This is a genomic window from Rhizobium ecuadorense (assembly GCF_001187535.1).
In the GTDB taxonomy this organism is placed as follows: Bacteria; Pseudomonadota; Alphaproteobacteria; order Rhizobiales; family Rhizobiaceae; genus Rhizobium; species Rhizobium ecuadorense.
Window position 1 is genome coordinate 229,627 of record NZ_LFIO01001065.1, and the last position, 23,961, is coordinate 253,587.

Annotated in this window: 27 protein-coding genes; 15 read left to right on the top strand and 12 right to left on the bottom strand. The window is 62.5% G+C overall.

Features of this window, described 5'->3' with window-relative positions; genetic code table 11:
• Positions 1-24: 24 nt before the first annotated feature.
• Positions 25-927 (bottom strand): hypothetical protein, encoded by a 903-nt coding sequence (locus AF337_RS19915; RefSeq protein ID WP_049733414.1) that lies wholly within the window; start codon positions 925-927, stop codon positions 25-27.
• Between the two features lie 170 nt (positions 928-1,097).
• On the opposite strand from AF337_RS19915, the gene AF337_RS19920 reads away from it, so the two are divergent.
• Complete coding sequence (locus tag AF337_RS19920) at positions 1,098-1,766, top strand: NUDIX hydrolase (protein WP_049733415.1); 669 nt, start codon at positions 1,098-1,100, stop codon at positions 1,764-1,766.
• Between the two features lie 51 nt (positions 1,767-1,817).
• On the opposite strand, the gene AF337_RS19925 is transcribed toward AF337_RS19920, so the two are convergent.
• The gene (locus AF337_RS19925) at positions 1,818-2,786 is read right to left on the bottom strand and encodes a DMT family transporter (protein ID WP_049733416.1); all 969 of its coding nucleotides are present in this window, start codon (positions 2,784-2,786) and stop codon (positions 1,818-1,820) included.
• Positions 2,787-3,087: 301 nt separating this feature from the next.
• On the opposite strand from AF337_RS19925, the gene AF337_RS19930 reads away from it, so the two are divergent.
• Entirely contained in the window at positions 3,088-4,002 is a 915-nt protein-coding gene (locus tag AF337_RS19930; RefSeq protein ID WP_049733417.1) for a LysR family transcriptional regulator, read from the top strand.
• Positions 4,003-4,031: 29 nt separating this feature from the next.
• On the opposite strand, the gene AF337_RS19935 is transcribed toward AF337_RS19930, so the two are convergent.
• On the bottom strand, positions 4,032-4,253 hold the full coding sequence (locus tag AF337_RS19935) for a DUF2798 domain-containing protein (protein WP_049733418.1): 222 nt from the start codon (positions 4,251-4,253) through the stop codon (positions 4,032-4,034).
• Between the two features lie 428 nt (positions 4,254-4,681).
• Between AF337_RS19935 and AF337_RS19940 the strand changes: the two genes are divergently transcribed.
• From AF337_RS19940 to AF337_RS19950, 3 genes are all read left to right on the top strand, one after another.
• On the top strand, positions 4,682-5,089 hold the full coding sequence (locus AF337_RS19940; protein WP_049733419.1) for an organic hydroperoxide resistance protein: 408 nt from the start codon (positions 4,682-4,684) through the stop codon (positions 5,087-5,089).
• Positions 5,090-5,179: 90 nt separating this feature from the next.
• The gene (locus AF337_RS19945) at positions 5,180-5,632 is read left to right on the top strand and encodes a DUF6130 family protein (RefSeq protein ID WP_049733420.1); all 453 of its coding nucleotides are present in this window, start codon (positions 5,180-5,182) and stop codon (positions 5,630-5,632) included.
• Positions 5,633-5,783: 151 nt separating this feature from the next.
• Entirely contained in the window at positions 5,784-6,425 is a 642-nt protein-coding gene (locus tag AF337_RS19950; RefSeq protein WP_049733421.1) for a LysE family translocator, read from the top strand.
• Positions 6,426-6,430: 5 nt separating this feature from the next.
• Here the strand turns inward: AF337_RS19950 and AF337_RS19955 are convergent, their stop codons facing one another.
• Positions 6,431-6,862 carry a hypothetical protein gene (locus tag AF337_RS19955; protein WP_049733422.1) on the bottom strand — a complete coding sequence of 144 codons (432 nt, stop codon included), beginning with the start codon at positions 6,860-6,862 and terminating at the stop codon, positions 6,431-6,433.
• Positions 6,863-7,072: 210 nt separating this feature from the next.
• Here AF337_RS19955 and AF337_RS19960 point away from each other — a divergent pair, with 210 nt between their 5' ends.
• The 4 genes from AF337_RS19960 to ppa all read left to right on the top strand — a co-directional run bounded on the left by AF337_RS19960 (position 7,073) and on the right by ppa (position 12,527).
• A complete protein-coding gene (locus AF337_RS19960; protein WP_049733423.1) occupies positions 7,073-9,160 on the top strand; it encodes a M3 family metallopeptidase in 2,088 nt (695 codons plus the stop codon).
• A 157-nt stretch (positions 9,161-9,317) separates the two neighbouring features.
• Positions 9,318-11,138 carry a translational GTPase TypA gene (typA, locus tag AF337_RS19965; RefSeq protein WP_049733424.1) on the top strand — a complete coding sequence of 607 codons (1,821 nt, stop codon included), beginning with the start codon at positions 9,318-9,320 and terminating at the stop codon, positions 11,136-11,138.
• Between the two features lie 199 nt (positions 11,139-11,337).
• The gene (locus tag AF337_RS19970; protein WP_049733425.1) at positions 11,338-11,844 is read left to right on the top strand and encodes a GNAT family N-acetyltransferase; all 507 of its coding nucleotides are present in this window, start codon (positions 11,338-11,340) and stop codon (positions 11,842-11,844) included.
• 146 nt (positions 11,845-11,990) lie between these two features.
• A complete protein-coding gene (gene ppa, locus AF337_RS19975) occupies positions 11,991-12,527 on the top strand; it encodes an inorganic diphosphatase (RefSeq protein ID WP_012559229.1) in 537 nt (178 codons plus the stop codon).
• A 4-nt stretch (positions 12,528-12,531) separates the two neighbouring features.
• On the opposite strand, the gene AF337_RS19980 is transcribed toward ppa, so the two are convergent.
• Entirely contained in the window at positions 12,532-12,843 is a 312-nt protein-coding gene (locus AF337_RS19980) for a DUF167 domain-containing protein (protein ID WP_049733426.1), read from the bottom strand.
• On the bottom strand, positions 12,840-13,130 hold the full coding sequence (locus AF337_RS19985; RefSeq protein WP_003543619.1) for a YggT family protein: 291 nt from the start codon (positions 13,128-13,130) through the stop codon (positions 12,840-12,842). The genes AF337_RS19980 and AF337_RS19985 overlap by 4 nt, the downstream gene beginning before the upstream one ends.
• Positions 13,131-13,270: 140 nt before the next feature.
• Here AF337_RS19985 and AF337_RS19990 point away from each other — a divergent pair, with 140 nt between their 5' ends.
• Positions 13,271-14,506, top strand: coding sequence for an MFS transporter (locus tag AF337_RS19990; RefSeq protein WP_049733427.1), 1,236 nt, complete (start codon positions 13,271-13,273; stop codon positions 14,504-14,506).
• A gap of 30 nt (positions 14,507-14,536) precedes the next feature.
• Here AF337_RS19990 and AF337_RS19995 read toward each other — a convergent pair whose 3' ends face one another.
• The 6 genes from AF337_RS19995 to hemC all read right to left on the bottom strand — a co-directional run bounded on the left by AF337_RS19995 (position 14,537) and on the right by hemC (position 20,396).
• Entirely contained in the window at positions 14,537-15,310 is a 774-nt protein-coding gene (locus AF337_RS19995; protein WP_049733428.1) for a glutamine amidotransferase, read from the bottom strand.
• On the bottom strand, positions 15,279-15,764 hold the full coding sequence (locus tag AF337_RS20000) for a tellurite resistance TerB family protein (protein WP_049733429.1): 486 nt from the start codon (positions 15,762-15,764) through the stop codon (positions 15,279-15,281). Before AF337_RS20000 ends, AF337_RS19995 begins: the two co-directional genes overlap by 32 nt.
• A gap of 17 nt (positions 15,765-15,781) precedes the next feature.
• Positions 15,782-17,389 (bottom strand): heme biosynthesis protein HemY, encoded by a 1,608-nt coding sequence (locus AF337_RS20005; protein WP_049733430.1) that lies wholly within the window; start codon positions 17,387-17,389, stop codon positions 15,782-15,784.
• A 4-nt stretch (positions 17,390-17,393) separates the two neighbouring features.
• Positions 17,394-18,683 (bottom strand): COG4223 family protein, encoded by a 1,290-nt coding sequence (locus AF337_RS20010; RefSeq protein ID WP_193393644.1) that lies wholly within the window; start codon positions 18,681-18,683, stop codon positions 17,394-17,396.
• Between the two features lie 68 nt (positions 18,684-18,751).
• Positions 18,752-19,459, bottom strand: a complete 708-nt coding sequence (locus AF337_RS20015; RefSeq protein WP_049733432.1) for a uroporphyrinogen-III synthase — start codon at positions 19,457-19,459, stop codon at positions 18,752-18,754.
• 7 nt (positions 19,460-19,466) lie between these two features.
• A complete protein-coding gene (gene hemC / locus AF337_RS20020; RefSeq protein ID WP_049733433.1) occupies positions 19,467-20,396 on the bottom strand; it encodes a hydroxymethylbilane synthase in 930 nt (309 codons plus the stop codon).
• A gap of 72 nt (positions 20,397-20,468) precedes the next feature.
• Here hemC and tsaD point away from each other — a divergent pair, with 72 nt between their 5' ends.
• Genes tsaD through AF337_RS20045 form a run of 5 tightly spaced genes read left to right on the top strand, consistent with a single transcriptional unit; the run spans position 20,469 to position 23,942 of the window.
• The gene (tsaD, locus tag AF337_RS20025) at positions 20,469-21,581 is read left to right on the top strand and encodes a tRNA (adenosine(37)-N6)-threonylcarbamoyltransferase complex transferase subunit TsaD (protein WP_049733434.1); all 1,113 of its coding nucleotides are present in this window, start codon (positions 20,469-20,471) and stop codon (positions 21,579-21,581) included.
• Entirely contained in the window at positions 21,578-22,561 is a 984-nt protein-coding gene (locus tag AF337_RS20030) for an NAD(P)H-dependent glycerol-3-phosphate dehydrogenase (protein ID WP_049733435.1), read from the top strand. Before tsaD ends, AF337_RS20030 begins: the two co-directional genes overlap by 4 nt.
• Positions 22,562-22,570: 9 nt before the next feature.
• The gene (locus AF337_RS20035) at positions 22,571-22,864 is read left to right on the top strand and encodes a YciI-like protein (RefSeq protein WP_049733436.1); all 294 of its coding nucleotides are present in this window, start codon (positions 22,571-22,573) and stop codon (positions 22,862-22,864) included.
• A gap of 2 nt (positions 22,865-22,866) precedes the next feature.
• A complete protein-coding gene (locus AF337_RS20040) occupies positions 22,867-23,298 on the top strand; it encodes an EVE domain-containing protein (protein WP_049733437.1) in 432 nt (143 codons plus the stop codon).
• On the top strand, positions 23,295-23,942 hold the full coding sequence (locus AF337_RS20045; protein ID WP_049733438.1) for a class I SAM-dependent methyltransferase: 648 nt from the start codon (positions 23,295-23,297) through the stop codon (positions 23,940-23,942). The genes AF337_RS20040 and AF337_RS20045 overlap by 4 nt, the downstream gene beginning before the upstream one ends.
• Positions 23,943-23,961 lie beyond the last annotated feature (19 nt).

The following is a 23,961-nucleotide window of genomic DNA, read 5'->3' on the forward strand; positions in this document are numbered from 1 at the left end:
GCCGGGGCAGTTAGAGTATCTGGCTTAGAAGAATGGCAGCAGGCGCCGCTTCGGGCGTTCGCCGATTGCCTTGGCGACGACCGCCGCCGCCGCACCCGGCCAGCTGGCGGCCACGTCGCCGGCATCCCGGCCTTCGGTGATCTCGATGATCGACACCACCAGTTCGGCGATGCGCCTGTGATCATCGAGCACGAAGGTCCGGCCTGGCAGCAACGGCTGCCAGCTCGCCAGCACCCGGTCGAGCCGCGCGGCTGCATAACCCTCGCGGATGACGATGTGGAAGACCTCATAGGATCTCTGCGCCATCGCAAGGCATTCCCGGGCGCTCAGACCGCGCGGCGGTTCGATGCCGAAGATGCGGGCGATCTGGTCGGCGGTCAGGCCATTGTGAACCGGCTCGTCGCCGATGGTGAAGAGATAGCCTTTGCGGCCACGCCTTTCGAAGGCATCGGTCGATGTTTTGAGGGCTGCCAGAAGGTGGGCGGCGCTGTAGCTCTCGCCGTCATTGCCACCGCCATTGCCTTCCAGCCACAAGGCGCGGATCTGGCTGGCAAGCGAGATGTCGGCTTCGAACTGGGTGGCCTGCAGCGGTGCGGTATCGGTATAGGCATCTCCGATCGCCGCCACCATGATATGCGGATCGGATACCGGCCGGCGGTCATAGATCTCCGATGTCAGGGTGATGAGCCCGCCGCGCATCAGCTCGTGGGCGATCATGCCCATCGAGCCGGTCACATCCGAGGCGAGAATAATCGGCGTCGACTGCGGATTGTAGGCGCTGTCGCGGCTCTCGCGGGTGGCAAAGCGCGCCGGATCGAACCGGGGATCGATGCCGGTGGCGCCGAATACTTCGGACCGGCTGCGGCCATCCACATGGCGTGCATTGTAGGCCGCCCAGTCGCTTGTGCTGAAACGTCCCATACCCATGGCATCACTCCTTTGCTCGTGCCTTGGCGATAGGCTCGGGCGTCCTGCCCGCTGCCTTCGTTATCAACCATATAGACTTGCAAATTGCATTTTGCAAGTTGCTATTTGCAAATTGTCATTTTTATGATGGGCCGTTATGAGAGCCCGGAACGCTCACCAGGAAAATGCCAATGGCAGAGGCTGAATTCGCCCGGCCGATCGTGACGGTCGACATCGTCTTGCTGACGCTGCACGAAGGACGACTATGCGTGGCCTTGCTGGAACGGTCCGCCCAGCCGTTTGCCGGTGTTGCGGCGCTGATCGGCGGCTATCTGCACACGGATGAGGACGCCGATGCGGAGGCGGCAGTGCGGCGCATCCTCAAGGCCAAGACAGGGCTCGAGGGCATCTTTTTCGAACAGCTTGCGACCTTTGCTTCGGCGCGGCGCGATCCCCGCGACTGGTCGGTATCGATCGCCTATTTTGCGCTGGTCCCGCAGGGAGCGTTGGAGGGCGGCGCCGGCCTGCTGGAATTGCGGCCTGTCGAGGCTGCAGGCGAGCTGCCCTTCGACCATCATAAGATCGTCGCTGCCGCGCTGGCGCGGCTGCGCGGCAAGGGCGCCTACTCGACCATCCCGGCAAGGCTGCTTCCCGAGGTCTTCACGATGTCGGAACTGCAGGCAATCTATGAAACGGTGATGGGGGAGCGGCTGGACCAGAGCGCCTTTCGCCGCAAGATCAACGATCTCGATTTGCTCGAAGTGGTCGAGGGCGAAAAACGACAGACCGAGCGGGCCCGGCGACCGACGACGCTCTATCGTCTGAAGACGCCGGTCGCTGTGTTCGATCGAAGAATTTGAGCGCATCGGTTGCCCCGTCTCGCCAGAACGCAATGCGCTGCACCCGGGAGGTCACTCGTGCGCAAGCGACATTTTTCCCGATGCAAATTGGCGATCGTAGAAAATCCGCACCGATAGAACAACGCCGGCGATCAGGACGACCACCCCGGCGATTTCGATCGGGGTCGGCCAGCGAGCATGCACGACCAGTCCGCCGATGACACCGAAGGCTGTTTCCGAAACGATCAATTGCGCAGCCAAGGCGACGGGCAGGCTCCGTGATGCAATGTTCCAGGCCCAGACGCCGCCTACCGTTGCCATCAGCGCGAAGGATGCACCCCAAATAAATAGGTTGCCGGCGGCACTCCAGCCGAATCCCAATGCTGGAAGCTGGAACAAGTCCATCGCGGCGCCGACGGGATAGAAGACAAGCATCAAGACGCCACCTCCGACCAATATCAGGGCCGACCACACGCCGGAGGGCATTTCTGGTCGGGCAGCGAGTGCAGCCTGATTGGCGAGAGCGAACCAGACCCAAAGCCCCACGGCAGCCAGCGCCAGCGGCACGCCAACCCACAGGGATTCGACGGAGTTCAATCCTTCAGCCGTGAATGCCGTGCCATTGACGAGGATAAGGCCGACCAGCACCAGCGCCAAGGGCATCACAAGGGATCGCCACGGCAATGATCCCTGACGCTGATTGCCAATGACCATCAACACGATCGGCACCAGACCGAGAAAGGCCGGAGCGATGACGGGGCCGGCAAAGACGGCCGCTCCGGTCACCGTCAGGAAGTAGCCGACATATCCGACGAAGGCGAGCCAGATGGCCTGCAGACAGTTCCGAAGCGTGAGATGGCGCATTGCGCCTTTCTGCGAAAACAGAATGTAAAGCCCGACGAGAGCCGAGACGACATGACGGATGAGGGCAAAATCAAAGGTGGAATAGTCACCGATGATGAATGGCACGATAAAATTGAGCGAGAAGGCAAAGGCCGCAAAGAGTGCGGCCGACACGCCGACATAGAAGAGTCTGTCCATAATCTTCACCCTTTTGAAGTTGCGTCCTGGACCTTTGATCGTCGTGACGCCCGGCAGATTCGATTGACATTCAGGCAAGACACTCGATCGAATGGGTGAAAATTTACCGGCTACGGGCCTGGGCCGGTACCCGGTGAAAATGAGAGCCACCCTCTCGATGCGCCTGGGATCGTCATCGGGTCGTCATCGGGTCGTCTGGCGATCTGCGTCGTCGAGGCCCGAGGTGAACGGTGGAACCGCCTATTCAGCAGAACCGATTTCTCCTATCCTGAACAGAGAGGCTTCTAACCATCGGGGCATTATGGATCGGCTTGATGCAATGCGGGTTCTGCTTGCGGTGGTTGACGCCGGGAGCTTGTCGGCGGGTAGCCGGAAGCTCAACGCACCGCTGCCGAGCGTCAGCCGCAAGGTCGCCGATCTGGAGCGATATCTCGGCACAAACCTCATCATCCGAACAAGCCGCAACCTGCAGCTCACCGATGCCGGTCGCGACTATGTCGACGCGGCGCGCAAGATTATCGCCGATCTGGAGGAGGTCGAACGCAGGGCGTCAGGCGAGTATCAGACGCCGCGGGGACTGCTGACCATCACGATGCCGATCGAGTTTGGCCACCGGTATGTCCTGCCGATTGCACTCGACTTCATGAACAAGCATCCGCAAGTGATATTGAACGTTCTTTCACTCGACCGCTCTGTTCATCTGGTCAATGAGCAGGTCGATGTCGCCATCCGACTTGGTGAGTTGGAAGACAGTTCGCTCTACGCCGTCAAGGCCGGTGAGTTCCGTCTGTTGACCTGCGCAAGCCCCGCCTATCTGGAACGGCATGGCCTTCCTCAACATCCGACCGAACTTGCCAATCACGATGGGATCATGTTCCACAAGCGGTCGTTCTTTTGGAGTTTCGAGATCGACGGGAAGCCCGTCGAAATCCTGCCGCGGAGCCGGATCGAGGTGAACACGGCGGCCAATTGCGTCGCCGCCGCGCTCGGGGGAGCCGGGATCGCCCGCCTCTTCGACTATCAAGTTCCGGAGGAAGTATCCTCGGGCGCGCTTGTGCAGATCTTGAAGGACTATGACGGCGGGCCCAAGCCGGTCAACATCGTCTATTCGCGCCAGGGCTTGCTCGCCCTCAAGGTGCGTGCCTTCATCGATTGGGCGCTCCCCCGGCTTCGCGCGGTTTGCAGCAACTATGGTGATGTGCCTTCACCCGAATGAAGCTCGCACTTCCTCGACCGTCTTCCGCGTCAACGAACGACGCGGTCGACCTGTGCCTGAAGGCGAGGGCCGATCAGCAGGATGGCGGGGATGACGATGAGATAGGCAATGCTCCACGAGCGGAGCCATGTCAGGGCGAATCCCTTCGAGAAGCCCAGATTGAGCGCGAGCAGTGTAAAAGAGATCAGCCCTGTCGTTACGATGCCCATCGATAGAGCGAAGACGATCTTGCGTTTGAAATCCGTGTTCATGTCGGTCTCCCGGCTGGATGTGAAAGCGGGATCGCTTCAACGGTTACGATCCCCGATTAGCGTTTTGAAGGTCGCGCAATTCCGGCGCCGGCGGTAGCGAGAGAAGCCGAGAGGCAGCCTCTTGAACCCTGCAAGTTCTCAACGGCCGGGGAGCCGTTACACCGATCGTGAAAGGACAAACCGTCGTGTTGCGCGCGTGCGCCTTACGCTCTCGTCACTGACGCATTCAGTGCGATAACACGCTGCTTTTCGACATCGTCAACAGCGATCCCGCTTCTCGCTTCCCTGCAGCGCGGCTGATCGAAAACGAGAGGCTCACTCTCGTTTCTGCTCGCTACCGGACCGGACTTGCGGAGCTCATCTTCCCGTCATCGCAGCCCAAACCTTGATCCAGGGCGGCGTCCACCAGGCCAACAAGGAGTATCTGAATGTCGACAGTGATCTACACTGGCACCACCAACACCATCGGCGGCCGTGACGGTGCGTCTCGCAGTTCCGATGGGCGCCTCGATGTGAAACTATCCCCGCCCGGTTCCTCGGGCCGGGGCACCAATCCCGAGCAGCTCTTCGCTGCGGGCTGGTCCGCCTGTTTCCTCGGCGCGATCGGAAGGGCTGCTGCCGAGCGCCAGCTCCGTGTGCCCGCCGACGCCGCCGTCGATGCCGAGATCGACCTGGTCTCGAGCGACGACGGCTATGTGCTGCAGGCGCGGCTGAATGCGAAGCTGCCGGGTATTGAGGCGGTCCTCGCCAAGTCCCTGGTCGAGCGTGCTCACCAGCTCTGCCCTTATTCCAAGGCCACTCGCGGCAACATTGCCGTCGAACTCAACGTCGCTTGATCGGGCCCCGAAGCGCCCTCCAACCCAACATCGCGCCAGCGTCCCGACATCTGTCGGTGATCTCCGGCGCGGCTACCAAAGGATTTTGTCATGACCACGATCGCAAGAGCCCTCGCAACGGCAGTTTTACTGCTTGCCGCCGTCACACCCATCCATGCGCAAACGCCGCATCAAGCAGCCACGCAGTTTCTTCCCATCCAGAACGAGCCTGCGCCCAAGCTCTTCGTGGATCAGCCGCTTCCGGGACCGCTCGCGAAGAGAGCGGTGGCCATCATTCCCTATCGAACCGAAAACTTCCGCATCCTGCCAATCTTCGGCGCCAGCGCCAGCGACGTCTCGCCGAGGGCCGGTCACCTTCATGTCAGCATTGACGACCTGCCTTGGCGCTGGGCCGATGCCGGCGGTACCGGCGCTATCGTCCTGACCGGCCTGCCGACTGGCGAACACAAGGTGTTCATCGAAATCGCCACGCCGGAACACGAAGTGCTGGGCGGAGAGGTCGTGAAGTTCACCGTACCGGCGATCGACAGCGCGCATCCTTAGAGGTCTATTCTATGTAGGGGCGAATGAGAGACCTCCGCGTTGAGCCGGAAGCTGCTGGCAATGGCGTTTGCTGCTTGATCCCGTTTTCTCACAGCCCTTGACGGGTGCCTGCCATCGCTTACTCTGCCAAATCATCCTCCGGAGCATTTCCATGACGCAGTCCCTGGTCTTCGGCGCTTTCCTAGCGGCGCTCTTCTACGTGCTCATCCCCGGACCCGCCTTCCTGCAGTTGCTCGGCATCGGCGCCGGGCAGGGCCGCAAGGCCGGCGCTTTGTTCATGATGGGGCATCTGGTCGGGGATCTCATCTGGTCGTCGCTGGCGCTGATCGCGATCGTCGGCGCGAAGACGATCGGGACCTTCGTCTTCGACCTGCTCGGGCTTGCCTGCGGTTTCTATCTCGCCTGGATCGGCTGGAGCGCCGTCAATGCCAAGCCGAAAGCGGAAGGGCAGGCACTGGTCGTGGTCGAGCGGCCGTTTCGCCGTGGGCTGATCTTCGGCGTCACCAATCCGAAGGGCTATCCGGTGGCGCTCGCCACCTTCACCGCGCTGGTCGCGGGTTCGGCTGGGGCGCTTGATTTCGAGGCGCTGCCGATGCTTCTCGGCGTGTCCTTCGTCGGTTTCGTGACGGCCGACATCATCCTGATCGGTGTCATCGGCGCCGGCGCGGTTCGCCGCTTCTATCGCGCGCAGGAGCGGCTGATCGTGCGCTGCTCCGGCGTCCTCTTCATGGGTTTTGCCGCTCAGGCACTCTGGCACGCAACGCCGGGCCTCATCAGCTGGCGCAAGGCGTAATTTAGCTAGCTATCCAGGAAATTGACGATTGATTTGAGCGTCTGGACCTCATCGGGATCGCCGATCGACGTGGCGATCTGCAGCTGATTTTTGTAATAATCGAGAAAATTGAAGCTGGTGCCGTCGGTGACGCTGGAGAGATCGATGACGTTGCCGAGCGGATCGATGGCGTGCATCGGCAGCGGCTCGGAGATCGCAGCGTAGGTGCTCTGATCGATCAGGCCGCTGTCGAAACCCTGACGCGCGTAATTGCGCAATTCACCAGGGCTGACCGCGGTGAAATCCGGCCCTTCGTCACTATCGTCTTTGATCTGGAACGAGGCCGAGGCCGGAGCTCTGGTCTCGATTTCAATATCAGAGGTCTTCGAAGCTTTTGCGTTATTGGGATTGTTTTTAAATAGCAAACTCTGAGAAGACCGCACAGAAAAAATTTCCATGGCGCATGTCCCCTTACAGGAAGAATATGGGGAAACTAGCGCTTGCGCGTGATTCGCGTCAATCGTTAACAAATGGTTAATTCTCGCGCGTCAATTTTTGTCCACCAGATTTGGCGGGTGGGGCGAAAGGCGCTTGCCTGCAACATACCAATTCCCGGGTGGCTCTCCTATATTGACGATCCACCTGCATGCCAAAAAGGAATTTCTCCGATGTCTTCTCCCCGTGATTTCAATCCGGCGCTGGTCAACTGGGACGGTCTTCACGGCCTGCCGCGTTTCGATGCTCTCGACGACGGCGATTTTGCCGCCGCCTTCGAAGCGGCGCTGGCCGCCCATGAAAGCGAGATCGACGAGATCGCCGGAAATAGTGAGGCGCCGACATTCGACAATACGGTCACGGCGCTGGAGATTGCCGGCGATGCGCTGTCGCGCGTTTCGGCGCTGTTCTGGAACAAGGCCGGCGCGCATACCAATGATGTGATCCAGGCGCTGGAGCGGGAAATCTCGCCGAAGATGTCGCGCCATTATTCGAAGATCGGCATGAATGCCGCGCTTTTTGCCCGCATCGATACGCTCTGGGAAAAACGCGAGAGCCTCGGCCTGACGCTCGAACAGACACGCGTGCTGGAGCGCCACTGGAAAGGCTTCGTCAAATCGGGCGCCAAGCTCGGGAAGGCCGAGCAGGAGAAGCTCGCCGGGATCAATGAAAAGCTTGCCGGCCTCGCCACGCAATTCGGCCAGAACGTGCTGGCCGACGAGAAGGCCTGGGCGCTTACGCTTTCCGACGGAGCCGAGCTCGACGGGCTGCCGGAATTTCTGCGCGACGCAATGGCGGCGGCTGCGCGCGAACGCGGCGACGAGGACAAATATGCGGTGACGCTGTCGCGCTCGATCATCGAGCCGTTCCTGACCTTTTCGGAGCGCCGCGATCTGCGCGAGCAGGCTTTCAAGGCGTGGGTGGCGCGCGGCGAAAATGACGGCGAGACGGATAATCGCGCCGTCATCGGCCAGACGCTGGCGCTGCGCCATCAAGTGGCGAGCCTGCTCGGTTACGGCAATTTCGCCGAGCTGAAGCTCGACAACACGATGGCGAAGACCGCCGAGGCGGTGAACGATCTGCTCAAGGCCGTCTGGGCGCGGGCGGTGAAACGCGCCGGCGAGGAGGAGGTCGATATATCAGCGCTGATCGCCGAGGAGGGGCGTAACCACGAGGTGATGCCCTGGGACTGGCGCCACTACGCCGAAAAGATCCGGGCGCGGAAATTCGATTTCTCCGAGGCCGAGCTCAAGCCCTATCTGCAGCTGGAGAAGATCATCGAGGCCTGCTTCGACGTGGCCGGGCGGCTGTTCGGTATCCGCGCCGTCGAGAAGAAGGGCGTGGCCGCCTATCACCCGGATGTCCGGGTCTTTGAAATCCGGGACCGCGAAGACCGGTTGGTCGCGCTGTTCCTCGGCGATTATTTCGCCCGCGGCTCGAAACGATCCGGCGCCTGGATGAGCTCGCTGCAATCGCAGCACAAGCTCGAACTGAAGACGGGCCGCCATGGCGAGCTGCCGATCATCTATAATATCTGCAACTTCGCCAAACCGGCGGAGGGCAAGCCGGCGCTGCTGTCGCTCGATGATGCCCGCACGCTGTTCCACGAATTCGGCCACGCGCTGCACGGCATGCTGTCGAATGTCACCTACCCTTCCGTCTCCGGCACTGGCGTCTCGCGCGATTTCGTCGAGCTGCCGTCGCAGCTCTACGAACACTGGCTGACGGTGCCCGCTATTCTGAAGCGTTATGCCGTGCATGTCGAAACCGGCGAGCCGATGCCGCAGGCGCTGCTCGACAAGGTGCTGGCGGCGCGCACCTTCAATGCCGGCTTCAACACCGTCGAGTTCACCTCGTCGGCGCTTGTTGATATGGCGTTTCACACGCGGGAAGCGGTTGCGGATCCGATGGCGGTGCAGGCGGAGGTGCTGGCCGAGATCGGCATGCCGAAATCGATCGTCATGCGCCACGCGACGCCGCACTTCCAGCACATCTTTTCCGGCGGCTATTCGGCCGGCTATTACTCCTACATGTGGTCGGAGGTGCTCGATGCCGACGCCTTTGCCGCCTTCGAGGAGACGGGAGACGCCTTCAACGGCGAGATGGCGCGCAAGCTCAAGGAAAACATCTATTCCGTCGGCGGCTCGGTCGATCCGGAAGATGCCTACAAGGCCTTCCGCGGCAAGCTGCCGAGCCCGGATGCGATGCTGGTCAAAAAGGGACTTTCGACCTTCGAGGAATTGACAGGCAGCGACGCCTAAGACAATTTGATGACACGCTTCGATGCGGCATGGCGGCAGCCATGCCGCAGCTTTTGCGCGTTCCCCTCTTTCGCAAACGCAAAAAAAACTGTATGGACGCCCCAAACCAATAGGCGCGTCCTCAAGAGCGTGCGCCGCAGCCTCAGAGATTTCACATATGGCACTTCGCAATATCGCGATCATCGCGCACGTTGACCATGGCAAGACGACCCTGGTGGATGAGCTTCTCAAGCAGTCCGGCTCGTTCCGCGAAAATCAGCGCGTAGCCGAACGCGTGATGGACTCGAACGATCTCGAAAAAGAACGCGGCATCACCATTCTCGCCAAGGCGACCTCGGTCGAGTGGAAAGGTGTCCGCATCAACATCGTCGATACTCCCGGCCACGCCGACTTCGGCGGTGAGGTCGAGCGTATTCTCTCGATGGTGGATGGCGCGATCGTTCTCGTCGATTCCTCCGAAGGTCCGATGCCGCAGACCAAGTTCGTCGTCTCCAAGGCGCTGAAGGTCGGCCTCCGCCCGATCGTCGCGATCAACAAGATCGACCGTCCGGACGGCCGCCACGAAGAAGTCATCAACGAAGTCTTCGATCTTTTCGCCAATCTCGACGCGACCGACGAGCAGCTCGACTTCCCGATTCTCTACGGTTCAGGCCGCGACGGCTGGATGAACGTCAACCCGGAAGGGCCGAAGGATGAGGGCCTTGCGCCGCTTCTCGACCTGGTGCTCAAGCATGTTCCGGAGCCGACGGTCGAAGAAGGCCCGTTCCGCATGATCGGCACGATCCTCGAAGCCAACCCCTTCCTCGGCCGTATCATCACCGGCCGCATCGCATCCGGCTCGATCAAGCCGAACCAGGCCGTCAAGGTTCTCGGCCAGGACGGCAAGCTGATCGAAACCGGCCGAATCTCCAAGATTCTCGCCTTCCGCGGCATCGAGCGCACGGCGATCGACGAAGCGCATGCGGGCGACATCGTCGCAATCGCCGGCCTCTCCAAGGGGACCGTCGCCGACACCTTCTGCGATCCGTCCGTCTCTGAAGCCATGAAGGCGCAGCCGATCGACCCGCCGACGGTTACCATGTCCTTCATCGTCAACGACAGCCCGCTGGCGGGTACCGAAGGCGACAAGGTGACCTCGCGCGTCATCCGCGACCGTCTGTTCAAGGAAGCGGAAGGCAACGTCGCCCTGAAGATCGAAGAAGCCGAAGGCAAGGATTCGTTCTACGTGTCCGGCCGCGGCGAACTTCAGCTCGCCGTTCTGATCGAAACCATGCGCCGCGAAGGCTTCGAGCTTGCTGTGTCGCGTCCGCGCGTCGTGATGCACAAGGATGAAAGCGGCCAGCTTCTGGAGCCGATCGAAGAAGTCGTCGTCGACGTCGACGAAGAACATTCCGGTGTCGTCGTCCAGAAGATGTCCGAGCGCAAGGCCGAAATGGTCGAGCTGCGTCCTTCGGGTGGCAACCGTCTTCGCCTGCGTTTCTACGCACCGACCCGTGGCCTGATCGGCTACCAGTCGGAGCTGCTGACGGATACGCGCGGCACGGCGATCATGAACCGCCTGTTCCACGACTACCAGCCCTACAAGGGTGTGATTGGTGGCCGCGTCAACGGCGTGCTGCTCGCCAATGCTGCCGGCGAAGCCGTCGCCTATGCGATGTTCAACCTGGAAGACCGCGGCCCGATGATCATCGAGCCGGGTGAAAAGGTCTATGCCGGCATGATCATCGGCATCCATACGCGCGACAACGACCTGGAAGTGAATGTCCTGAAGGGCAAGCAGCTCACCAACATCCGCGCCGCCGGTAAGGACGAAGCCGTCAAGCTGACGCCGCCGATCCGCATGACGCTCGATCGTGCGCTTTCCTGGATCCAGGAAGACGAACTGATGGAAGTGACGCCGAAGAATATTCGTCTGCGCAAGATGTATCTCGACGCAAACGATCGTAAGCGTTTCGAAAAGTCGAAAGCGGCTCTCTAAAAGCTTTAGAAAGATGCCTTGAGACCCCGGCCTTCGTGCCGGGGTTTTTTATTGTGCGCTGCGCTGATTCCGACTTGTGACAATCGTTAAAAAAGCGTTAAATTTTATCTGTCGTCCACATATCAAGTCTGTGGGCAATCGATCACGATGCGCTGGCTGCATATGGTTAATTGCCTTCGGCGGGACCAGAGTAAACGTTATGAAGACGTTGTCGATCGATGTTCGGCGGGCCGAACCGCACGATGCCCGAGCCATATCGGAAACGCACAGGCTTGCCTGGCAGCACACATATGCAGGCATCATTCCGCATCGCGCCTTGACGCAGATGATCGAGCGGCGCGGTGAAAACTGGTGGCGCAAGGCGACGCGCGGACCGGCGACGCTCCTGGTTCTCGACGTCGCCGGAACGGTTGCCGGCTACGCGACGCTCGGCCTCAACCGCGCCCGCGCTTTACCGCAGGAAGGCGAAATCTACGAGCTCTATCTTCGGCCGGAATATCAGGGCATCGGTCTCGGCCGGATGCTGTTCGGCGAGGCGCGCCGGCTGCTGAAGTCACTCGGCTGCAACGGGCTGGTCGTCTGGTGCCTCGAGGAAAACGAGAACGCCGGCCGCTTCTACCGCCACCACGGCGGTGTCGATTTCTGTGAAGGCATGGAAAATTTCGACCACAAGCAGCTGAAGAAAATCGGTTTCATCTGGAACTGACCGGCTTGGCCGGTAATCGCCCGTCTCTCTTCGAACGTTTCGACCTGTTTGCGCCGGTGCCATCACGCATTGGTGATGTCAAATGTTGCGTTGCCGCATGAAACTGATTATCTGGCTGCGAGCAATTCAACCTCGCGGGAGTTCCTATGCGCATCGACGCCATTTCCATCGGTAATAATCCACCTGAGGACGTCAACGTTATCGTCGAGGTTCCTGTCGGCGGCCATCCCATCAAGTATGAAATGGACAAGGAAGCTGGCACGCTGGTCGTCGATCGTTTCCTCTACACGCCGATGACCTATCCGGGCAATTATGGTTTCGTGCCGCACACGCTGTCTGAGGATGGCGACCCGATCGACGTGCTGATCGCCAGCACCCGCCCGCTGGTTCCGGGCTGCGTCATCAATGTGCGCCCGATCGGCGTCCTGAAGATGGAAGACAATTCCGGCAAGGACGAGAAGATCATCGCCGTGCCGTCGCCGAAGCTGACGCTGCGCTATGAGAAGGTGAAGGACTATACCGACCTTCCCGAGATCACGCTGAAGCAGATCGAGCACTTTTTCGAGCACTACAAGGATCTGGAGCCCGGCAAGTGGGTGAAGATCTTCGGCTGGGGCGATTCCAAGGAAGCCGGCCAGCTTATCCTCGAAGCCGTCGAGCGCGCCAAGAAGACCAAAGGCTGATCATTCAGCCTAAAAGCGTTTCGAGCTTTTTTGCCAAATCCTCCGGGTCGCCGTCGATCCGGAGGATTTTTTTACGCGCGGTGTCGCCGGAGATGAGGCTGATGCTGGATTTGGGGATGCGCAGCGATTGGGCGACCAGAAGAATCAAGGCCTTGTTGGCCTTGCCCTTTTCCGGGACCGAGGTGACGCGCGCCTTCAGGAAAGTCTCGCCCTCGCCGTCGGCCTCGATGCCGTCGATCGCGTCACGCCCGCCATTCGGCGTCAGCCGGACGGCGAGGCGGAGATGATCGTCGAATTGCTTCCAGGGACGGCTCAAGCGACCAACGGATAGAGCGTTGTCCAAAGCAAGGTGCGCAGGAAGAAGATAATCAGCAGCAGGATGATCGGCGAAATGTCGATGCCGCCAAGGTTCGGCAACCGGCTGCGGATCGGCTTCAGCACCGGTTCGGTGACGTTATAAAGGAATGTGCCGACCGAATTGACGAACTGATTGCTGGAGTTGATGACGTTAAAGGCATAGAGCCATGAAAAAATGGCACTGGCAATCAGGATCCAGGTGTAAATATTCAAAGCCAAATCAATGGTTTGAAACAGCGCAAACATCGTCTTCTCCAATTCGTTGTTGACAGACATGTAGACATTGGCGACTAAACGAGCAAGTGCCGTGTGGGAACGCGCGGTGAATCATGTTTAACGGGCGGCCTTGCAGCACTTCCGGCGCCCGTCTCCTCGGAAAACACCCAATGTCGTTTTCGCCCACCGGAGACCGTTTTGCCGCGTTCCGGCACTCGTCCTACACACGGTTCTTCTTTGCGCGCTTCCTGCTGTCCTTTTCGCAGCAGATCGTCAGCGTCGCCGTGGGATGGCAGATGTACGACCAGACGGGCAAGGCGATCTATCTCGGCCTGATCGGTCTCGTGCAGTTCCTGCCGTCGCTGCTGCTCATGCTGGTCACCGGTTCGGTGGCCGACCGGTACAATCGCCGGGCGATCGCGGCACTCTGCTCGCTGGTCAGCGCGCTCTGCACGCTGGCGCTGCTGGTCATGACTGTCATCGGGACCTTCACGCCGCTGCCGGTTTTCGCCGTGCTTCTGATCTTCGGCATCGAGCGCGCCTTCATGTCGCCGGCGGTGCAGTCGCTGGCGCCCAATCTGGTGCCGGAGCAGGATCTTTCCAATGCGATCGCCTGGAATTCGTCGTCCTGGCAGCTCGCCGCGATCACCGGCCCGGTGATCGGCGGTCTGCTCTACGGCGTCAGCGCGACAACGGCCTATATGGTGGCGGTGATCTTTTCCGTGCTTGGCGCGGCTCTTCTCTACATGATCCCGAAACCGGAGCAGAAGACGACGGGCGAGGCCAAGAGCTGGGCGATGATCCTCGGCGGCTTCAGTTTCATCCGTGCCGAGAGAGTGGTGCTCGGGGCGATCTCGCTCGATCTCTTCGCCGTGCTGCTCGGCGGCGCGACCGCACTGATGCCGATCTTCGCCCGCGATATCCTGACGCTCGGCCCATGGGGGCTCGGCCTGCTGCGCGCCGCACCGGGGCTCGGCGCCATCGTCATGGCGATCTTCCTCGCCGCCTATCCGCTGAAGCACCGCGCCGGCATCTACATGTTCACAGGCGTTGCGCTGTTCGGTCTGGGAACAATCATCTTCGGCATGTCGACCAACACCGAAGTCTCGATCGCGGCGCTGGCGCTGATGGGGGCGGCCGACATGGTGTCGGTCTATGTGCGTGAAAGCCTGATTGCGCTCTGGACGCCGGATCAGCTGCGCGGCCGCGTCAATGCGGTCAACATGGTGTTCGTCGGCGCTTCGAACGAACTCGGCGAGTTCAGGGCGGGCACGATGGCATCGATCTTCGGCGCGGTGCCGGCGGTCGTTATCGGCGGAATCGGGACTTTGGCGGTCGCGGCGATCTGGGCTTCGAGTTTCCCCAAATTGCGGCGGATCGATACGCTCGACGCGCCCAGCACGTGAGATAACGCGTGCTCCCGGATACGCAGCCCTCTATGCGGGAAGTGTGATCGGAGAGGCGGCTTTCGCCGTCTTGCCTTCGAAAACGATATCGAGGAATTCGGTCAGCCAGGCTTTCAGCGGCGCGTCGAACAGCATGCGGCCTTCAAGGTGTTCGCGGCCCTGCTGGGCGTTCGGCAGGATGAAGCGATGGGCGCCGTGCACCACCCAGCGATGCATCATCACCCGGGTCAGTTCGGCATGGAACTGCAGGCCCCAGGCGTTGCCGTCATAGCGGAAGGCCTGGTTCGGATAGGCGTCGCCTTCAGCGAGCAGCTCGGCGCCGTGCGGCAGCTCGAAGCCTTCGCGGTGGAAATGATAGACCATCTTCGGCCAATGCATCAGCAGGCGGCCCCGCTCTGTCGGCCTTAATGGATACCATCCGATCTCCGTCGAGCCGTCGGCATTCGGCTGCACCTTGCCGCCGAGGTGACGCACCAGCATCTGCGCGCCGAGGCAGATGCCGAGATAGGGGCGTTTTTCCCGCAGCGGCACATCGATCCAGCCGATCTCCTTCTTGACGAAGTCCTCGGGATCATTGGCACTCATCGGCCCGCCGAAGACGACGGCGCCGGCATGCTCTTCGAGCGTCGTCGGCAGCGGCTCGCCGAGAACCGGGCGGCGGATATCGAGGCGGTAGCCCTTTTCGACGAGCAATTGGCCGACACGGCCGGGGCTCGACCGTTCCTGATGCAGGACGACGAGGATCGGGCGCCCGTCGCGGTTCGGCTTTTGCTCAGTCGCTGTCATCTTGCGCAACCCGAACATCCGTCACCCTGGCGGCGGCCTCCTGCCGCTTCTGGATGCGCTCGCGCGAGGAGACACCGAGCAGATCGGCGATCCGCCAGATCACATGGTCTTCCATCTCGCTGCGTTCGCCATCGGCATAGACGATGTCCCAGAGAATGCCGATCAGCTCCAGCCGCTGCTCGGTGTTGAGATGGCGCTTCAGGTCGGCGGTGAAGCGATAATAATCAACGGCGGTGCTTTCGGCCTCGAGGCCGGCGGCCATCAGGGCATCGAGCTGCTTGCCGTCGAGCGCATATTGCTCCTTCAAGAGCTTGCGCAGCCGTTTCTTCTCGCTGGCCTTGATCTGACCGTCGGCCTCCATGACCTGCATGCAGAGCGCTGCCACCGTGATGCGTGGATCATCAGGGGCGAAACCTTTTTTCGGGTGGTCGGCGGTAAGCTTCTGGAAGAATGCCTGAAAGCGTTCGAACATGCGGTTTTCGTTCCATTTCAGAAAAGGCGGAGCCGTGTCTTGGGTTCCGGTTCCACCCTGGTATCGCGAACGCCGGGATCATCCGGCCGGCCGCCAAAGAAAGGTTTCGCTTCGCTCGGTGCCGGCGCTTTATCGCTGACGGGTTCGGCGGGCTTCGGTTTTGCCGGGGCCGGCGTCGGGCGCACAGCCTCGGCGATCGTCGCGGCGCGTTCCAGTTCGATGATGCGATGGTCGTTTACCGGGCTTTCCGGCCTGATGTCGCGCAGCGGCGGCAAGGTCTTCAAAGCGGTTTCGATCGAGGGCGGCACTGAGCCGTCTTCGAGCGGCCCCTCGATCTGGCCGAAGGGCGCCTTCCATTCGAAGGCGTCGAGGCGGCCGGTCACCGGCGATACCGGCAGCCATTTGTCCGACACGAAACCGTCCGCCACCCAGGCCGGATCACGCGGGGCTTTCAGCGCCTGGGCCAGCCAGTGGCGCACGCGGCCCTGGTCTCCGGTCTCTGCTTCCTCGATATCGGCCAAAAGCAGGAAAGCCGCTTCGCGCGGCTGCATGCGCGCTGCGGCTTCCGCCTTGGTGCGGGCCTTGGCGAATTCCTGCGCGTCGAGTGCGGCCTGGGCGACGACGAGAAGGGATTCGACATTGTTCGGCCGCAGTCCTTCCAGCCGTTCGGCGCGCTTCAGCCGGTCGAGGGTGGAATCGCCGCTGCGGGCCCTGACATAGGCCTGGCCGATCTCGGGATGCGGTGCCGATTTCCATGCCTGTTCGAGGATCGAGGCGGCCTTGCGCACGCCGCCTTCGCGAAACAGCGCCTTTGCGGCAATGAGGGCGGCCGGAATGAAATCGGCGGCAAGCTTCAGCGCCTGTTGCGCATCGTCGCGGGCACCCGTCGGGTTACCTTCCAGCTTCTCGCCGGCGCGCGCCGTCAGGAGGACGGCGTGCAGACGGTTGGCGTCGGCCTTTTCGACGACGCGGGCGGCCTTCTGCTGTTCGAGCAGCCGGATTGCATCGTCCCAGCGGCCGGCCTGGCTGCGGTATTCGAGCGTCGCCTGCGCGGCCCAGGGCAGATAGGGCGCGGTGTCGGCGGCTTTCTCGGCATATTGGCGGGCGGCCTCGTTGGCGCCGAGGCGGCGGGCCTCGAGATAGAGGCCGCGCAGACCGAGTTCGCGTGTCTCGGGATCGTTGGCCATGGCCTCGAACTTGGCGCGCGCCTCGTCATGGCGGCCTTCGATCAGGGCGGCCTGGGCCTCGAGCAGGTTGATCAGTGGCTCCTGATCGGCGCGGATGAGGCCGCGCGAGCGGGCGGCCATCTTGCGGGCGAGCAGCGCGTTGCCGGCGCCGGCGGCGATCAGGCCGGTCGACAGCGCCTGATAACCGCGGTCGCGCTTGCGGGCGCGGAAATAACGCGTCACCGAATGCGGCGAGGTCCAGATCAGCCGGATGAACCACCAGACGATCATCACGGCGGCAACGAGAGCGATGATCGCGCTGGCGGCGACGATCAGCTTCGTCTGGTAGATCTGGCCTTCCCAGATAAGCGAGAGGTCGCCGGGACGATCGGCGAGCCAGGAGAAGCCATAGGCGAGAAGCAGCACGAAGAGGGCGAAGGCGACAAGGCGGATCAGCATGCTCTCATCCCTCCTTGCCGGTGCCGGACACCGCTTTCGACAGCGCCCCGCCGACCAGTTCCTCGACGCGGATCCGCGCTTCGAGCGATTGCTTGAAGGCGGCGGAAGCCTGCTTACCGGGAGCCGGCAGGCTGTTCCATTCGGCGGAAGCGCCGGGCAGATCACCGCTCTTCACCTTGTCCTCCATGCGGGCGGCGATGGCTTCGACGCTGTCGCCCTCGATATTGCCGACGGGGCGGACTGACACCAGCGACTTGGCGCTCGACATTAGCCGGTCCGACCAGCTCTCGTTCGGATCCGGCTGGTTGACGGCTTCGACGATCGCGGTGGCGACATCGGGAACCTGACGCATGAGTTCGGCGCGCGATGGAATGCCGGTTTCGGCAAAGGCGCGGAGGTCGGCGACAGCCGGATCGTCGGGTGCGACGCCGGCGAAAGTATCGAGTTCGGCCAGGAACGGCCCGCCGCGATCGATCGCCGCCTTGAGAGCGGCCGCCGCGATCGCCCGGGCGACGGCGACATCCTCGCGCGGCGCGTTCAGTTTCTTCTCAGCCTCGTCGAGACGCTTGGCGATATCGGCGCCGCTCGTCGTCTGCTGCTCGGAAGACTGGGCGAGTGTCGCGCGCAGCTGGTCGACCTGACCGGTCAGCTCGGCAATCTTCTGGTTGAGTGCCTCGACATTTGCCGAATCGGCCGGTGCGGCGGCTGCGGGCGCCTTGGCCGTCGCTTCCAGCGCGGCGATGCGCTTTTCAAGCGCACCGTCATCCGCGCTCGCCGGATTGGCGGCAAGATTGGCGACAGTCTGTTTCAGGCCATCGATCTCGCCGGACAGATCGGCGATGTCAGGCGATGTCGTCTGCGGCGCTGAGGAACCCGGGAGATAGCCGGCATATTGAATGGCGCCGGCGCCAAGCAGCGCCACGAGGCCGCCGAAGATGCCGGCGGCGATGAGACCGGAGGTGCCGGCACGGCGCGGCTGTTCGGGAGGAGGCGTGAAGGCAGGCTCGGGGGCGGGCTGCTCCTCGCGCGCATCCGTTCCGGGCTGGTCCTCGTCTTCGGCTTTGTCCGGCTCGACCCGTTCCTCTTCGATCTGCGGCGCAGTCTCGGTTTCTGATGTCACGCCGGCATCGGCGGGGCTGTTGTCGGCATCGCCGACATCATTCTCGACCGGCTTTTCGGTATCGGCTGCAGAGGCGAAATCCTGTGCTTCGAGGTCGATCGTGACCGGCTCGTCGGCGCTCTTCGAATGGCGTGGCGGGTTTCCCGATACCATGAGATCCTCTTTATCCTGCATTGCAACGAAACTAGACAGTGATGCCAATTAAGGGAAGAGGTTAGATCAAATTTGGGCGGCTAAAGCATTCAAAGCAGCGACAAAAGACTTTTCTCATCCGGCATCGGCGCAATCGCCGCATTTTTTTTCAGCGCCGCCGGAATGGCTTGCGCGACCGCCTCGCTGAGGCAGAGAAGGCGGATTCCGCTTTCCTCCGGCAGCGCCGAGCGAAGTTCCGTCACGCTGAAAAAATCCTCGGCCGTCTGCCGGGAATAGAAGAGAACCGCCTCCGGCAGGCCGCCCGCAAAAATCGCTTCGATCTCGGCCGGGCAGGGGGCAACCGGCTGCATGCGATAACATTCAGCGACGGAAAAGCGGATGCCGAGCTCACGCAATCTTCCTTCGAACGTTTCCGCACGCGGCGTGCCGGCAAGATAGAGCAAATCCTCTGCGGCCCGCGCGGCAACGAGATCGGCGAGATCGCCGCCATTGCCCGAGGATGAGAAAACCGATCGGAAGCCGAGGCTTTTGGCTTCTTCGGCTGTCGCCTCCCCGACCGCGAAAAGCGGCCGGGCAAGATGCGGATGAAGTTGCTCACCGAGAGCGGAAAACACCCTGACGGCTTCGGCGCTGGTCACGGCGATCGGGCCGCTGCTGGCTGCAAGCGCACGTGCGGCGGCGGTGCTGTCATGCAGTGGCTGGCGCAGCGGTAGCAGTAAGGGCTCGTGGCCCATATCGCGCAAACGTTGTGCGGTTTTCTCAGCCGAATGCGCGGGGCGGGTGACGAGCACGCGCATGGCCGCGTCAGTGCCAGTCGTCGAAGAAGGCACTGCCGGCTCTTGCGCGCACGTCCTGGCCGGCGCGGGTGCCGAGGGCTGCCGCATCGCGGCGGTGGCCGTCGGTCGTCACCGCATGCTGGCTGCGGCCGTCCGGCGTAATGATCAGGCCGGAGAAGCGGATCAGGTCGCCTTCGCAGACGGCATAACCGCCGATCGGCGTGCGGCAGGAGCCGTCGAGGGCGGCGAGGAAGGCGCGTTCGCAGGAGACGGTGTCGAAAGTCGTGGTATCGTTGACCGGCGCCAGCAGATCGTCGATCCGGGTGTCGCCGATGCGGCTTTCGATGCAGATCGCCCCCTGCGCCGGCGCCGGCGGAAAACTGTCGGGATCGAGGATATCTGTGATAACCTCGACCTTCCCCAGCCGTTTCAGGCCGGCGAGCGCCAACAACGTCGCGTCGACCTGGCCCTCTTCGAGCTTGCGCAGGCGCGTTTCCACCAGGCCGCGGAAGGTCACGACATTGATATCGGGCCGCATGCGGCGGATCAGCGCCTGGCGGCGCAGCGACGAGGAGCCGACGGTGGCGCCATGCGGCAGGTCGATCAGTTTGGGCGCGGTGCGGCCGATGACGGCGTCGCGGATATCTTCGCGCGGCAGATAGGCGGAGAGATGAAGGCCGTCCGGCAGGTGGGTCGGCATGTCCTTGGCGGAGTGCACGGCGAAATCCAGCTCGCCTGACACAAGCTGCTGTTCGAGTTCCTCGGTGAACAGGCCCTTGCCGCCGATCTCGGCCAGTGAGCGGTCGGTGATGCGGTCGCCCTTGGTCGTCAGCACGACGATCTCGAACATCTCTTCGGGCAGATGATGCGCCGCCATCAGCCTGTCGCGGGCCTCATGCGCCTGGGCAAGCGCCAGCGGGCTGCCCCGCGTGCCGATCCGGAAAGGTTTTGTTTGCATCCGCTCAGTTCCGTTGTTACCGGAGTTCTCGTAAACGGGTTTCCATCCCATCGCAATCAACGAACAGGCCTCATGATTCCCTTTCTGCGTATCCTTGGCATCGAAACGAGCTGCGACGAGACCGCCGCGGCGGTCGTCGAGCGCGATGCGGAAGGGCATTCCAGGATACTCTCCGACGTGGTGCTTTCCCAGCTCGATGAGCACAGCGCCTATGGCGGCGTGGTGCCGGAGATCGCCGCACGCGCCCATGTCGAGGCGCTGGACGAGCTGATCGAGCAGGCGCTGAAGCGCGCCAATGTGTCGCTTGATGAAGTCGACGCCATCGCCGCCACATCGGGGCCGGGGCTGATCGGCGGGCTGATTGTGGGGTTGATGACCGGCAAGGCGATCGCCAAGGCCGCCGGCAAGCCGCTCTACGCGGTCAACCATCTCGAGGGCCATGCGCTGACGGCGCGGCTGACGGATGGGCTTTCCTTTCCCTATCTGATGCTGCTCGTCTCCGGCGGCCATACCCAGCTCATCCTGGTGCGCGGCGTCGGAGAGTATGAGCGCTGGGGTACGACGATCGACGATGCGCTCGGCGAGGCCTTCGACAAGACGGCAAAGCTGCTCGGCCTGCCCTATCCGGGCGGCCCGGCGGTGGAACGGATGGCGCGGGACGGCAATCCCAATCGCTTCGCTTTTCCGCGGCCGCTGGTCGGCGAGGCGCGGCTCGATTTCTCCTTCTCCGGCCTGAAGACGGCGGTGCGGCAGGCGGCACAGGATATCGCGCCGCTCAGCGATCAGGACGTTGCGGATATCTGCGCCTCGTTCCAGAAGGCGATTTCGCGCACGTTGAAGGACCGCATCGGCCGCGGCCTGCAGCGGTTCAAGACGGAATTTCCAGAGGCGACCGGCCCATCGACCGGTGAGAAGCCGGCGCTGGTCGTTGCCGGTGGTGTGGCCGCCAATCTCGAATTGCGCGCCACATTGCAGGCGCTTTGCGACAAGAACGGCTTCCGCTTCATCGCGCCGCCACTCAGCCTCTGCACCGACAATGCGGTGATGATCGCCTGGGCGGGGCTGGAGCGCATGGCGACCGGTGCCGCGCCGGATCCGCTCGACGTCCAGCCGCGCTCGCGCTGGCCGCTCGATTCCAATGCGGAAACGCTGATCGGTTTCGGAAAAAGAGGGGCCAAGGCATGAGCGAACACATCGCCGTCGTCGGATCGGGGGCTTTCGGAACGGCGCTGGCCGCCGTCATCGCCCTTGCCGGCCGCAGCGCGGTGACGCTTGTCGGGCGCGATCCGTCGCTGATTTCAGATCTGAAGGCCGAACGGCTGCATGATGCGGCGCTGCCCGGTATTTACTTGCCCGATACGCTGGAATTTTCCGCCGAGGCGGAGGCGATCGCCGGCGCCTCCATCGTGCTTTTTGCGATGCCGTCGCAGGCGCAGGCCGATGCGGCGCGGCAGTACGGACCCTATCTCTCCAAGGATGCCATCGTCGTCACCTGCGCCAAGGGCATCGAGCGGGCGACCGGCAACCTTCTGACGGACGTGCTGGAACGGGAACTGCCCGACCATCCCATCGCCGTGCTCTCCGGCCCGGGTTTCGCCGCCGATATCGCCAAGGGGCTGCCGACGGCAATGGCGATCGCGGCCGAGGATATGGAAGTCGCCGAGCGGCTCGCCCAGGCGATATCCGGTCGCACCTTCCGGCTCTATGCCTCCAGCGACCGCATCGGCGTGCAGCTCGGCGGCGCGCTGAAGAATGTGCTGGCGATTGCCTGCGGCATCGTCGAAGGCGCCGGCATCGGCGATTCCGCCCGTGCGGCGCTGATTGCGCGCGGGCTTGCGGAAATGTCGCGCTTCGTCGTCGCCAAGGGCGGGCAGGCCGATACGGTGCGCGGGCTTTCCGGTCTCGGCGATCTGGTGCTGACGGCAACCAGCCATCAATCGCGAAACCTGCGCTTCGGCATCGCGCTCGGGCGCGGCGAAAAGGTCGATCCGCTGCAGGGCGCGCTGGTGGAAGGCGCGCTTGCCGCCTCCGTCGCCTCGCGGCTTGCCGCCGAACTTGCGGTCAGCATGCCGATCACCGACGCCGTTTCCGCCATCATCGACGGCAGGCTCGATATAGCAGAAGCGATCGAGCAACTGATGACGCGCCCAATCACCACCGAATAGGAGACAGACATGCTTTTCGCCCTTCTCTGCAAGGACAAGCCGGGCCATTTGAACGTGCGCATGGAGACACGTCCGACGCATCTCGACTATCTGAACGGGCTGAATGCCGCGGGCACGCTGAAGATCGCCGGCCCGTTTCTCGATGACGAGGGCAAAGCTTGCGGCAGCCTGATTATCGTCGAAGCGGAGACGAAGGAGGCGGCGCAGGCGCTTGCCGATGCCGATCCCTATGCCAAGGCCGAGCTGTTCGAAAGTGTCGAGGTGAAGGCCTACAACTGGGTCTTCAACAAGCCGGAGGCGTGAGCATGGCGCACTGGCTCTACAAATCCGAACCCGCCTCCTGGTCCTGGGAGCAGCAGAAGGCTGCCGGCGAAAAGGGCACGGAATGGACCGGCGTGCGCAATTATCTAGCGCGCAACAACATGCGGGCGATGCAGATCGGCGACAAAGGCTTCTTCTATCATTCCAATGACGGGCTGGAGATCGTCGGGATTGTCGAAGTTTCCGCCCTGTCGCAGCCTGATTCCACCGCCAAGGGCGACCCGAAGTGGGATTGCGTCCACATTCGCGCCGTCATGGACATGCCGAAGCCGGTGACGCTGAAGGATGTCAAGGCCAGCGAAAAACTCGCCAAGATGTCGCTCGTCACCTCCATGCGCCTTTCCGTGCAGCCGGTAACGGATGACGAATGGGCCGAAGTCTGCCGCATGGGCGGGCTGGACAATCCGCCGCGTTGAAAACCGATCCTGAGGCCTTCATCCGCGCCAATACCAGCGTGACGGCGCCGCCGCATGTGCCGGAGATTTCGCTGCATCTGGCAAGCGAAGCCCATGATCTCTGGCTGAAAACGGAGGAGGAGCTGGAGGCGATCGGCCTGCCGCCGCCCTTCTGGGCTTTTGCCTGGGCGGGCGGCCAGGGACTGGCGCGCTACGTCATCGATCATCCTGAGATGGTGCGCGGCAAGCGCGTGCTGGATTTCGCCAGCGGCTCCGGCCTCGTCGGCATTGCGGCCGTCATGGCCGGCGCCCTTGAGGTCACGGCCTGTGATATTGATCCCTGGGCGGAGGCCGCAGTCCGGCTGAATGCGCAGGTCAATCACGTTTCGCTCGGGTTTACCGGCGCCGACCTGATCGGCCAGGCCGTCGATGCGGATATCGTGCTTGCCGGCGACGTCTTCTACGACAGCGCTTTCGCCGCTGCGCTCGTTCCCTGGCTCGCGACGCTGGCGGCCGACTGCAAATTGGTGCTGGTCGGCGATCCCGGCCGCAGTTATCTGCCGCGAGACCGGTTGGAATTCTGCGCGGTTTACGAGGTGCCGGTGACGCGTGCGCTTGAGGACAGCGAAATCAAGAAGACGACGGTGTGGCGGTTCGCTCCCTAAATCGGATCGACATTCAGGA

What these genes read in the sequence shown, in the direction of transcription:
- AF337_RS19915 (WP_049733414.1), bottom strand. Translation starts at nt 927, where the DNA reads ATGGGTATGGGACGTTTCAGCACAAGCGACTGGGCGGCCTACAATGCA.
- AF337_RS19920 (WP_049733415.1), top strand. Translation starts at nt 1,098, where the DNA reads ATGGCAGAGGCTGAATTCGCCCGGCCGATCGTGACGGTCGACATCGTC.
- AF337_RS19925 (WP_049733416.1), bottom strand. Translation starts at nt 2,786, where the DNA reads ATGGACAGACTCTTCTATGTCGGCGTGTCGGCCGCACTCTTTGCGGCC.
- AF337_RS19930 (WP_049733417.1), top strand. Translation starts at nt 3,088, where the DNA reads ATGGATCGGCTTGATGCAATGCGGGTTCTGCTTGCGGTGGTTGACGCC.
- AF337_RS19935 (WP_049733418.1), bottom strand. Translation starts at nt 4,253, where the DNA reads ATGAACACGGATTTCAAACGCAAGATCGTCTTCGCTCTATCGATGGGC.
- AF337_RS19940 (WP_049733419.1), top strand. Translation starts at nt 4,682, where the DNA reads ATGTCGACAGTGATCTACACTGGCACCACCAACACCATCGGCGGCCGT.
- AF337_RS19945 (WP_049733420.1), top strand. Translation starts at nt 5,180, where the DNA reads ATGACCACGATCGCAAGAGCCCTCGCAACGGCAGTTTTACTGCTTGCC.
- AF337_RS19950 (WP_049733421.1), top strand. Translation starts at nt 5,784, where the DNA reads ATGACGCAGTCCCTGGTCTTCGGCGCTTTCCTAGCGGCGCTCTTCTAC.
- AF337_RS19955 (WP_049733422.1), bottom strand. Translation starts at nt 6,862, where the DNA reads ATGGAAATTTTTTCTGTGCGGTCTTCTCAGAGTTTGCTATTTAAAAAC.
- AF337_RS19960 (WP_049733423.1), top strand. Translation starts at nt 7,073, where the DNA reads ATGTCTTCTCCCCGTGATTTCAATCCGGCGCTGGTCAACTGGGACGGT.
- typA (WP_049733424.1), top strand. Translation starts at nt 9,318, where the DNA reads ATGGCACTTCGCAATATCGCGATCATCGCGCACGTTGACCATGGCAAG.
- AF337_RS19970 (WP_049733425.1), top strand. Translation starts at nt 11,338, where the DNA reads ATGAAGACGTTGTCGATCGATGTTCGGCGGGCCGAACCGCACGATGCC.
- ppa (WP_012559229.1), top strand. Translation starts at nt 11,991, where the DNA reads ATGCGCATCGACGCCATTTCCATCGGTAATAATCCACCTGAGGACGTC.
- AF337_RS19985 (WP_003543619.1), bottom strand. Translation starts at nt 13,130, where the DNA reads ATGTTTGCGCTGTTTCAAACCATTGATTTGGCTTTGAATATTTACACC.
- AF337_RS19990 (WP_049733427.1), top strand. Translation starts at nt 13,271, where the DNA reads ATGTCGTTTTCGCCCACCGGAGACCGTTTTGCCGCGTTCCGGCACTCG.
- AF337_RS19995 (WP_049733428.1), bottom strand. Translation starts at nt 15,310, where the DNA reads ATGTTCGGGTTGCGCAAGATGACAGCGACTGAGCAAAAGCCGAACCGC.
- AF337_RS20000 (WP_049733429.1), bottom strand. Translation starts at nt 15,764, where the DNA reads ATGTTCGAACGCTTTCAGGCATTCTTCCAGAAGCTTACCGCCGACCAC.
- AF337_RS20005 (WP_049733430.1), bottom strand. Translation starts at nt 17,389, where the DNA reads ATGCTGATCCGCCTTGTCGCCTTCGCCCTCTTCGTGCTGCTTCTCGCC.
- AF337_RS20010 (WP_193393644.1), bottom strand. Translation starts at nt 18,683, where the DNA reads ATGCAGGATAAAGAGGATCTCATGGTATCGGGAAACCCGCCACGCCAT.
- AF337_RS20015 (WP_049733432.1), bottom strand. Translation starts at nt 19,459, where the DNA reads ATGCGCGTGCTCGTCACCCGCCCCGCGCATTCGGCTGAGAAAACCGCA.
- hemC (WP_049733433.1), bottom strand. Translation starts at nt 20,396, where the DNA reads ATGCAAACAAAACCTTTCCGGATCGGCACGCGGGGCAGCCCGCTGGCG.
- tsaD (WP_049733434.1), top strand. Translation starts at nt 20,469, where the DNA reads ATGATTCCCTTTCTGCGTATCCTTGGCATCGAAACGAGCTGCGACGAG.
- AF337_RS20030 (WP_049733435.1), top strand. Translation starts at nt 21,578, where the DNA reads ATGAGCGAACACATCGCCGTCGTCGGATCGGGGGCTTTCGGAACGGCG.
- AF337_RS20035 (WP_049733436.1), top strand. Translation starts at nt 22,571, where the DNA reads ATGCTTTTCGCCCTTCTCTGCAAGGACAAGCCGGGCCATTTGAACGTG.
- AF337_RS20040 (WP_049733437.1), top strand. Translation starts at nt 22,867, where the DNA reads ATGGCGCACTGGCTCTACAAATCCGAACCCGCCTCCTGGTCCTGGGAG.